Below are 9675 nucleotides of genomic sequence, written 5' to 3' on the forward strand. Positions count from 1 at the left end.
ATGCTTGCCGAATAAGAGTCGATGACCGAGCGGAAGTTTTTGCACGAATAAGGCAAATGGTTCTGAATTTATTAAAGCAAGAGAAGAGTTTCAAAGCCGGTATTCAACGCAAGCGAATGAATTTATTAAAGCAAGAGAAGAGTTTCAAAGCCGGTATTCAACGCAAGCGAATGATGTGCGCGATGGACCAAGAGTACCTGGCGACCGTGCTGGGAAGCCTTTCGTGACGCGGATGTTCATGCGTTTTCCGTGATACGTGCTTCGTATTGAGTATAACCATCAAGACGATACGGGCGTACAGTGGCTGGCTATAGCCAAAAGTGGAAAGAAAACGGATAAATTGCTTTTTGAGCAGCACGTCGCGCAATTAAAGCAGTTGTTGGTCTCGTAGCAACGCTATTGATAGGGCGGATATACAAAGGGCCTGAGATTTAACAGGCCCTTTGTGGTGATTAAACACGTTATTTTTTGATCGGACGCGGCCGGCCGCTTTCATCAATGGCAACATAGTTAAATACGGCATCGCTCACCTTGTAGCGTTCGCCGACACCGTCATGCTTAACCGGTTTTACCCATACTTCGAGCGCGACACTCATCGAGGTATTACCAATGCGACTGCATGTACCATAGCAGCAGACTACATCACCCACGCTAACGGGCGCTTTGAAGGTGATTTCGTTCACTGAGACAGTCACGACACGTCCGCCAGAGATTTCTTTGGCGAGGATCGCGCCGGCTAAATCGAGCTGAGACATGATCCAGCCGCCAAAGATATCGCCATTGGCGTTAGTATCGGCTGGCATCGCAAGTGTACGCAGCAACAGTTGGCCGCGTGGGCAGTTGTTTTTATTGTCAGACATGGCTCTCTTCACATCTTATTCAAAAGGGGCTGGCCCCTTTTTTTCAGGATAAGATTAGAATTGTGACCTCTGACACAGCATTTGGGCAAGTTTTTATTGGTCCGAGTTGCTCTCTTTGGGCATATGGCGGTAGATGTAGATACCTGTCGCGATGAGATATAAGAACGTTAAGATCATGGTGCCAAACACTTTAAAGTTCACCCAAACATCAAGCGGCATGTTGTATGCGACGTAAATATTGACCCCGGCTAATACCGAGAAAAAACTCACCCACGCCCAGTTAATGGTGCGCCATACGCGATCGGGTAAGTCCAGCTCTTTGCTGAGCATGTTTTTAATTAAGGGTTTACCTATCAGCTCAGAGGCTACCAAGCCCACCGCAAACAACACATAGACGATGGTCACTTTCCATTTAATGAAGTTGTCGTCATGGAAGAAGAGTGTCATTCCCCCAAACACCGCCACTAAASCCGCAGTGACGATCTGCATTTTCTCCACTTTTCTATAAAGCGCCCACACTAAGGCGACTTGGATTAGGGTTGCGATGATAAGAGCACCTGTGGCGACATAAATATCGTAAAACTTATACAGCGCGAAGAAGATAATGAGTGGAATAAAATCAATCAGTTGTTTCATAAAACGACACGATGCCTTGTGGGCGGATTGAATAAATGTATTGGCAGTGTAACCAATTGCGGCGAGGGGAGGAAATACGAAATGGCTCGAAAAGGGGGAAGAGAAGATACCGCTCAGCACATAATACGTCATGTACTGAGCGGTGTGCGGTTAGATCCAGTCCCAACCGAAGACCAAGATCATTAAGATAGGGCAAATCACCCGCACATAACCCGGCCAGATTTTCCAAAACCAGGTTTCTCCAAGTTCAGGGCTACCTTGCACCAGCTCTTTCAAGATTTCGTTACGGTGCCACAACCAACCGGCGACCAAGGCAAATAGCAGGCCGAGAATAGGCTGTGCGTATTCGGTCGTCACGGTAACCACCAAGCCGAACAGATCGCCAAAGTTATACACAATGGTGGCAGAGGCTAGGGTGATCAAACCACCAATCCACCAAACGGCTTTCTCGCGAGACTGACGCAGTTCTTCGGTTGCACAAGCTACGGGCACTTCAAGCATTGAAATGGCCGATGTGAGAGCCGCAATGACCATCAGTAAGAAGAAAGCGAAGCCGATAAACAAGCCAGCACTGCCCATGGTATCGAACATGGCCGGCAAGACGCTGAACACCAGCGTATCGCTGCTGAGTAGATCCCCGCTTTCACTGTAAATCGCCACCCCGTTATGCTGAGCAACGAACATCGCTGGCATAATCAATAGTCCGGCAATAAAGGCGATACCGGTATCGAGCAGTGCCACTTGGGCGGCAGTTTTGGGAATACTGGCTGACTTTGATAAGTAAGAGCCATAGACCATCATTACGCACACACCGAGGGAGAGCGAGAAGAAAGCCTGCCCCATTGCACTCACCACCAGACTTGGCGAGAGGTGAGAAGGATCGGGGATCAGGTACATTTTTAATCCCTCAATCGCGCCAGGTTGGAACAAGATGTACACCACCATCACTACGAAGAGTAAAAACAGTACTGGCATTAAGCGAGACGACCAACGCTCGATCCCGTTAGCAATGCCGTTACGAACCACCAAAATGGTCGGTACCATAAAGCACAGCATGAGGGCGAGGTTACGGGTTTCGCTGAATGACTCTAACCAGTTCGCCGCATTAACAAAGCCCAGCGCGGTGAGCAGTGGTGACACCATAAAGCCGACCAACCAACCGGCGACAATGGCATAGAAGCTAAGGAWACCAGTTGCTCCGAGCATACCGACTAAGCCGAGCAAGCGGCCCAACCACTTTTGCCCACCTGCCACTGAGGATAAAGACCGAACCGGGTTAGCATTGCCGTAGCGTCCAATAGTGAGTTCTGCTATTAAAAGGGGATACGCTAGGACAAAAACCATGATCAAATAAATGAACAGAAAAACAGCGCCGCCGTTTGAAGCTGTTTGAGTCGGGAACCCCCAAATATTGCCCAGCCCAATCGCTGAGCCGGCTGCCGCCAAGATAAACCCTAATCGGGATGAAAATTGTGCGCGTTGTGTGTTTGCCATATCTACTCGTCAGTTTATGCGACATACCCGTCTGACTCTACGCGAATGCGTCCAGCTGCTTGGGTATAGATGATTGATACTGCTCATAATGCCCATCGCTGATGCGTGAGCGACACCTTATGGTGTGTAAAGTTATAATTACAGAGTGAAGCTAGTGATTCGTTCCTCTAAGGCTCGTAAGTAAAACAGTTTATGCGTAAAATTTGAAGATCTTGCCGTATGTAATACCCCCAAACGAGCCAACTTCCCGATATTCTTTCCGCGTCTGCTTACTTATTCACCGATAGCGAGTGCGATTCACTGTCTATAGTCAGTACCACAGTGGCTTTCTCTGTCGCAATTATTGATTTAACACAATGTTAACAAGGTGATGTTGCGTCACGTATTTATGTGTCGGTTATTCATCTATGACATTTCTACTGTGGGCCACTTCACTTTTGGTGACTTGTGTTGTCATAAATCTAGACAAAACACTGCTTGCACCCAGTGGCAAGCTAGGCAGAATAGGGGAAGACCATGTGGTTGATAACCCGTCGATTCCAACAATAAGGTGTGCGCAAACAAGCATGGAAAAAGTCTACGAGATCCTGACTCTTATTTTGTTACTCGCGTATTGGCTAACGATCGCGGCGGTCACTATTCGTGTGGTCTTTAAGCGTCGTGCGCTCGGGGTGTCGATCGCATGGTTGATGATTATTTACATCCTGCCGATTGTCGGTGTCATCGCCTACCTACTATTCGGCGAGCTCAATCTCGGGAAGACGCGTGCGGTACGTGCCAAAGCGATGTTTGAACCGTATCGGCAATGGTTGCTCAGCTTACAAGCTTGTCCGGCGCATCGTCCTCAGCACGTGCGCGAGCAATCTCATCATGTTAACCAATTATGCCAAGCGCGGATTGGTGTCCCTGAATTAACGGGCAACCAACTCCACTTGCAGACCGATCCGGCAGATATCCTCAAATCCATTGCCTTTGATATTCGTCACGCCACGCAAAGCGTAAACATGGTGTTTTATATTTGGCATCCTGGCGGCCATGCCGATGAGGTTGCGCAAGCCGCGTGTGATACCGCGAAGCGGGGCATTCCGGTTCGTATCATGCTCGATTCTGCGGGAAGTAAGACGTTTTTCCGCAGCAAATGGCCGAGTGTGATGCGAGAAGCGGGGATAGAGTTGATTGAAGCTCTGGCCGTCAATCCGTTTCGGATGTTCTTCCGCCGCCTTGATATTCGCCAGCACCGCAAGGTGGTGATCATCGATAATCATCTGGCATACACGGGCTCGATGAACATGGTCGATCCGCGCTTTTTTAAGCAAAACGCGGGCGTGGGTCAATGGGTTGACGTGATGGTACGTGTTACCGGCCCCACCGTTCCTGTGCTCAGCAGCATCTTTTCTTGGGATTGGGAAGTAGAAACGGGACTGCGAAATTTACCCGCACAACCCGAATGCTCACTTATTGAAGATCACCAACATGCCAATCACGCGGTGCAAGCCATTCCATCGGGACCGGGTTTGCCGGATGGTATGATCCAACAGGTGTTAACCTTGGCTATCCACCAAGCCCATGACAGCATTACCATTACCACGCCCTATTTGGTGCCGAGTGAAGGGCTACTGTTTAGCTTACAAACGGCAGCGCAACGAGGCGTGAAAGTGACAGTGATTGTGCCGGAAAAAAACGATTCCTTAATGGTTGAGTGGGCCAGTCGGTCCTTCTTTGCCGATTTAATGGCCTCAGGTATTGAGATCTACCGTTTTGGCGGTGGCTTATTGCACACCAAATCTGTGTTGGTTGATGAAAAGTACTGTTTGATTGGCACCGTAAACCTCGACATGCGCAGCTTATGGTTGAACTTTGAGTTAACGCTCACGGTCGATGATCCCGATTTTTGTGCCAGCGTGAACGCGCTACACCAGCGCTATCTCAGCCAATCTTTGCGTGTGGAACCTAAAACGTGGCAACAACGCCCGGTTTATCACAAGCCGATTGAACAGTTTTTCTATATGTTCAGTCCGTTGTTATGATCGGCGCGCGCATTTGATTGAACATGCATACAGTGCGGTTGGTTATACTATACCGTATAGGGGGCGTTATCCTAATCGCTTGTCAGCATTAAGATTATTAAGTGCCTCACAATTGGTAACCATTTATTCCCCTATATCCTAAAAATCCGGCGCCTTTCGCTGCCGTTTGAGGGCAGAGTTACTACACTTATTAATGCCCCATATCGAGTGACAGGAGGTAGACATGTCTATCCGTTCACGCAGTTATACATTGAACACCACGCCCGCGCGAAAGGCGCACGTGCGGGTTGTGCCAAATGGCAATGTGTTGATTCAGATTGCCAACGAGAAAAAACCGCACCTCGCGGAATTTGATGAGGTGAAGTTTGAGCGTAAGGGAAAAATCACCCAGCTGGTCGCAGAGCATGTCGAGCCGGGAAGACGAGAAAATTGGGCACTGCCAATGCATCATGATGATGCAAACGAGCTGGCGTCCTTGATTGATCAGGCTCAGGAAGAGCTTGAAATATTAATGCGCGATCTTAGCTAACCAGCGTTGTTTGCCTGTCGGTACACAGAGTATCGGCAGGCTTTTTTGTTTATGGCCCATTGTCCCCGTCTGCTTTCTAGCCCCTGACTTTTTTTGTGCTGCGAGTTTATCTCAATTGTGAGATTTGTTAATAAATGCTGGCCGAAGCACTATAAATCGTTAACCCCTTTCAAGCACACTAGTCCCAACAGCGTCACATCTGTGACGTAATACAGACACGTGACTTACATTTGTGAGGCCAGCCTCAAGCCCCTTGCTGCTGAACGACAAGTCTCCGGTTGTCGTTGTGATGTAACTGGTGAAAAATGAAAGAAAAACCTCGCACAGCCTTTCTTGCAGCACCCATTGTATTGCTGCGTGGTTTAGTTCAAGCCCCCAATGTCGCGATGGTGGTGATTGGCGTTTTGATTACCTTCAGCGCTGTTGCCGCCTTGCGCGTGCCGATCAATCTCACCGTCAGTGTTACTCCAGAGCATAGTGTGCGATTCAATCGACAGGCGCTCGAGGCCTTACCTTCGGCACAAATCATCACTCAAACCCCATTTACCCAAGGTGAGCAACGTTTTGAGGGTGTGGCGCTATCAAACGTTTTGGACGCTGCGGGGATGGGGGAATGTGCTGACTTAAAACTGAGCGCGATGAATCGATACCAAGCGATGCTCAGTGCAGACATGGTGGCACGTTATCAGCCAGTGATTGCGATGAAACGCAACGGGCAAGCGATGACACTCAGAACACTTGGTCCACTTTGGTTAGTGTTTCCTCTCGACCAATATCCGGCCATTCAGAATGACCGATTTTATTCGGCAATGGTGTGGCAGCTGACTGACATAGCGTGCCAGCCCTAAGGAGTGACGAATGATGAGAAATGCCCAACTGAAGGTGATGCCGATTAAACGCACTATTTTGGTGGTATGTATTGCGATCATGGCAATCGGTGTGGTGTTAACCACCAATAAGATCACCGCGTTATCTGAGCGCCTAACCAACGGCCAAAGCAAGTTGGTGTGGTATATGCTCAGCTTGTCCAAAGAGTACGATGCGCTGATTACCTTGCTGGAACGCTACCAAGGTGGAAAGAGCAGCTTTGATCAGTTGGCGATTCAGCACGAGATCTTATGGAGCCGCTTTCCGGTTGCGATCACGATGGCGAACCGTGGTGATGCGGAACAAGGACATCCGACGGCGCTACTAAAAAATCTGTTTGCTGACCTTAAAGCGTATGAAAGCCGCTTCTATGCCTTGCGCTTTTCTAGTCAGGGCATGAGCCAGCTGATTGCGCATTATCGCCAGCAGCGTCAATTACTCGATGGCTTTTTTCAGCAATCGTTAGCCATGCCGGGTTATGGTTATCGCGAGCATACGCGGTTACTTAACCAGCTCGGACAACTGACCACCGTGATGACGTTAGGGATGATAGCCGTGGGCGCGACAGTATTGATGCTGCTTGCATTGGATGCCAAACGCTATTATCGCTTAGCGCGCGAAGACCAACTGACAGGATTGCATAATCGCCATTGGTTGTTTGATACGTTAAAAGGTCGCTATCTATTCAACACCCATAATATGGCGATGTTGGTGATTGACCTTGATGGCTTTAAGGCGATTAATGATAACTTTGGCCATGATGTGGGCGATCTTTTTCTGTCTGCGTTGGCAGAAAAGCTAGCGATGGCACTCCCGCCGCATACGGTCATTGCGCGGTTAGGTGGCGACGAGTTTGCAGTGGTGATGCCTTATCAGCGCGACGATGAGTCGAGAGTGCTTGCGCGTGTTCTTGTCGACGTGGCGCATCAACCGATCGCAATTGACACATATCTCTGCCAAGTGTCGGCCAGCGTGGGTATCGCGCATGGAAAGGACAAACTGAGCGGGGAGCGTTTACTGACTCATGCGGACACGGCAATGTACGCGGCAAAGCGGGCAGGGAAGAACCAATATCGCATGTATCATGACACTATGCAGCCTCCCAATGGAAAACGACACAGTCGTGAGGAATCGCGGTTTGATGAAGCCACACCTTGGGTAAGTGGCCGTACGAAAGGCGATGCTGAACAGACATCGCCCAACGCTTAGTGTTATCTAGCTTGATATTATTGGCGTGCTGTCGCCGCTTTCATGGTTTTGACGAAGTCCGTTAATGCCGCCAGCATCGTGGGCACATCATGTTGATGTTGCTCGATGATTTTCACCACCGCCGAGCCAGAAATCGCGCCTGCTGCCCCGGCGCTGATCGCCGCTTTGACTTGCTCAGGGGTTGAGATGCCAAAGCCAAGTAGGGGTCGTGGCGCCTCATGATGATGCAAGGTGCCGAGCAGGTGTTCAACCGGCGCCCCTGCTTTAGCCTCTGCCCCTGTGACGCCGGCGCGCGACACCAAATAAGTATAGCCACGGCCCAGCTCCGCCACTTGGGCTAAAGTTGCATCGTCTGCGTTGGGTGGAGCAATAAAAATCGGATCAATGCCCTGCGCCAAGGCTTGTTCACGAAATGGTGCAGATTCAGCAATCGGCACATCTGCCACCAGTACCGAATCGACGCCGACATCCGCACACCGACGGTAAAAAGCGTCAATACCGCGGGCGTAGACGAGGTTGGCATACATCAGCAACCCAATCGGAATGGTCGGATGCTTGGCACGAATGGCTGCCAACATGTCGAAACAGGTATCGGGTGTGGTGCCAGCGGCCCGCGCGCGTAAGGTTGCGTCTTGAATGGTGGGCCCATCAGCCAATGGGTCGGAAAACGGCATACCAAGCTCCAGCGCGTCGGCGCCGCCTTCAACCAAGGCATCGACCACGGCGAGTGATTGTTCTGGATTTGGATCCCCCAAGGTGACAAAAGGAACAAAGGCACCTTGCTGTTTGGCATCCAGATTTGCGAACATCGCTTGATATCGAGTTGATGATGCCATCATGACAGCTCTCCTTTGCCTTCTAGAATGTCATATACAGCGATTGAAACGCTTCTAAGGCCTCATCGTCAGTGACTGCCGGGTATTCGGCACGACCAATGGCGTTAAGATGCGCATGCTGTGGCCCCACCGACGGGAAGTCCAATCCGGCTGATACTGAATATGACTCTTCGACTTGGCCATATTCATCTTGCATCAATGGGGATTTCATACCAAAGAAAATACCGGGCTTGCCATGCTTTAAGGGCGCGCCGTGTTGATCGGTGTCGAGCCCTTTGCCCGCGGGCTCAACACCAATTAAACGCACATCTTTGTCATCGATAAAGTCAGCAAACATGCCAATCGCGTTTGAGCCGCCACCCACACAAGCGATTACCGCATCCGGCAAGCGGCCTTCTACCTGCTGAATTTGCGCGCGGGTTTCCTCACCAATAATGCGTTGAAACTCGCGCACAATGGTCGGAAAGGGGTGCGGGCCCGCCGCGGTGCCGAGCAAATAGTGGGCGGTATCATAGTTGGCTGACCAGTCGCGCATTGCTTCGTTACACGCATCTTTTAACGTCGCAGAGCCCGCATGTACTGGGATCACAGTGGCACCCATCAGCTTCATCCGAAACACATTAGGACTTTGACGCTCAACGTCTTTAGCCCCCATGTAGATGCGACACTTTAGCCCCAATAGCGCACACGCCAGTGCGGTCGCCACACCGTGTTGGCCGGCTCCGGTTTCGGCAATGATCTCTGATTTGCCCATACGCTGGGCAAGCATCGCTTGGCCCAGTACTTGGTTGGTTTTGTGCGCCCCGCCGTGTAGCAAGTCCTCGCGCTTAAGATACAGCTTGGTGTTCGTCCCCTTGGTGAGGTTGCGGCAAAGCGTCAACGCGGTGGGTCGTCCGGCATACTCTTGCAGCAGGCGGATAAAATCGTCTTTAAAGTTAGGGTCGTCTTGGGCATCAATAAACGCTTGTTCGAGCTGATCAAGCGCAGGCACCAGAATTTGGGGCACGTACTGACCACCAAATTCGCCAAAWTACGGGTTAAGCTTGCTCATAATTATCCTTTTACGTCTTTAACTGGGGCCGAGATACGTTGACTGTCTTGGTGACATCTATCCTCTCAGCTAAATCAACTATCTCGAAAAATCAATAGCGGCGAAGAGCGCGGAACGCCGCATTTAACTTGTTGGCATCCTTCACCCCAGGCGCATGCTCGACACC

8 protein-coding genes and 2 pseudogenes are annotated in these 9675 nt (G+C 50.4%); 5 read left to right on the top strand and 5 right to left on the bottom strand.

The window, feature by feature from the left end; translation table 11 throughout:
* A pseudogene (locus BZJ18_RS17630) lies at nt 1-227 on the top strand (hypothetical protein); the annotation flags it as partial.
* A 234-nt stretch (nt 228-461) separates the two neighbouring features.
* Here the strand turns inward: BZJ18_RS17630 and yciA are convergent.
* The 3 genes from yciA to BZJ18_RS16075 all read right to left on the bottom strand — a co-directional run bounded on the left by yciA (nt 462) and on the right by BZJ18_RS16075 (nt 2990).
* Nucleotides 462-860 carry an acyl-CoA thioester hydrolase YciA gene (gene yciA, locus BZJ18_RS16065; protein ID WP_069590096.1) on the bottom strand — a complete coding sequence of 133 codons (399 nt, stop codon included), beginning with the start codon at nt 858-860 and terminating at the stop codon, nt 462-464.
* A gap of 93 nt (nt 861-953) precedes the next feature.
* Entirely contained in the window at nt 954-1496 is a 543-nt protein-coding gene (locus BZJ18_RS16070) for a septation protein A (RefSeq protein ID WP_077458256.1), read from the bottom strand.
* A 150-nt stretch (nt 1497-1646) separates the two neighbouring features.
* The gene (locus BZJ18_RS16075) at nt 1647-2990 is read right to left on the bottom strand and encodes a sodium-dependent transporter (protein ID WP_077458258.1); all 1344 of its coding nucleotides are present in this window, start codon (nt 2988-2990) and stop codon (nt 1647-1649) included.
* A 566-nt stretch (nt 2991-3556) separates the two neighbouring features.
* On the opposite strand from BZJ18_RS16075, the gene cls reads away from it, so the two are divergent.
* From cls to BZJ18_RS16095, 4 genes are all read left to right on the top strand, one after another.
* Nucleotides 3557-5017 carry a cardiolipin synthase gene (gene cls, locus BZJ18_RS16080; protein ID WP_077458260.1) on the top strand — a complete coding sequence of 487 codons (1461 nt, stop codon included), beginning with the start codon at nt 3557-3559 and terminating at the stop codon, nt 5015-5017.
* A gap of 223 nt (nt 5018-5240) precedes the next feature.
* Nucleotides 5241-5546: a hypothetical protein gene (locus BZJ18_RS16085; protein WP_069590104.1), complete on the top strand. Its 306-nt coding sequence runs from the start codon at nt 5241-5243 to the stop codon at nt 5544-5546.
* A 305-nt stretch (nt 5547-5851) separates the two neighbouring features.
* Nucleotides 5852-6394, top strand: coding sequence for a hypothetical protein (locus BZJ18_RS16090; RefSeq protein WP_077458262.1), 543 nt, complete (start codon nt 5852-5854; stop codon nt 6392-6394).
* A 10-nt stretch (nt 6395-6404) separates the two neighbouring features.
* Entirely contained in the window at nt 6405-7622 is a 1218-nt protein-coding gene (locus BZJ18_RS16095; protein WP_077458264.1) for a GGDEF domain-containing protein, read from the top strand.
* Between the two features lie 17 nt (nt 7623-7639).
* On the opposite strand, the gene trpA is transcribed toward BZJ18_RS16095, so the two are convergent.
* Both trpA and trpB read right to left on the bottom strand, forming a co-directional pair.
* A complete protein-coding gene (gene trpA / locus BZJ18_RS16100; RefSeq protein ID WP_443216521.1) occupies nt 7640-8458 on the bottom strand; it encodes a tryptophan synthase subunit alpha in 819 nt (272 codons plus the stop codon).
* 37 nt (nt 8459-8495) lie between these two features.
* Nucleotides 8496-9509, bottom strand: a pseudogene (gene trpB / locus BZJ18_RS16105) (tryptophan synthase subunit beta); the annotation flags it as partial.
* Nucleotides 9510-9675: the final 166 nt, after the last annotated feature.

The sequence above is a fragment of the Salinivibrio sp. IB872 genome, assembly GCF_001995345.1.
GTDB classification, from domain to species: domain Bacteria; phylum Pseudomonadota; class Gammaproteobacteria; order Enterobacterales; family Vibrionaceae; genus Salinivibrio; species Salinivibrio proteolyticus.

Coding starts and splice junctions, on each gene's coding strand:
- trpA (WP_443216521.1), bottom strand. CDS start 8,458: ATGGCATCATCAACTCGATATCAAGCGATGTTCGCAAATCTGGATGCC.
- BZJ18_RS16095 (WP_077458264.1), top strand. CDS start 6,405: ATGATGAGAAATGCCCAACTGAAGGTGATGCCGATTAAACGCACTATT.
- BZJ18_RS16085 (WP_069590104.1), top strand. CDS start 5,241: ATGTCTATCCGTTCACGCAGTTATACATTGAACACCACGCCCGCGCGA.
- BZJ18_RS16090 (WP_077458262.1), top strand. CDS start 5,852: ATGAAAGAAAAACCTCGCACAGCCTTTCTTGCAGCACCCATTGTATTG.
- cls (WP_077458260.1), top strand. CDS start 3,557: ATGGAAAAAGTCTACGAGATCCTGACTCTTATTTTGTTACTCGCGTAT.
- yciA (WP_069590096.1), bottom strand. CDS start 860: ATGTCTGACAATAAAAACAACTGCCCACGCGGCCAACTGTTGCTGCGT.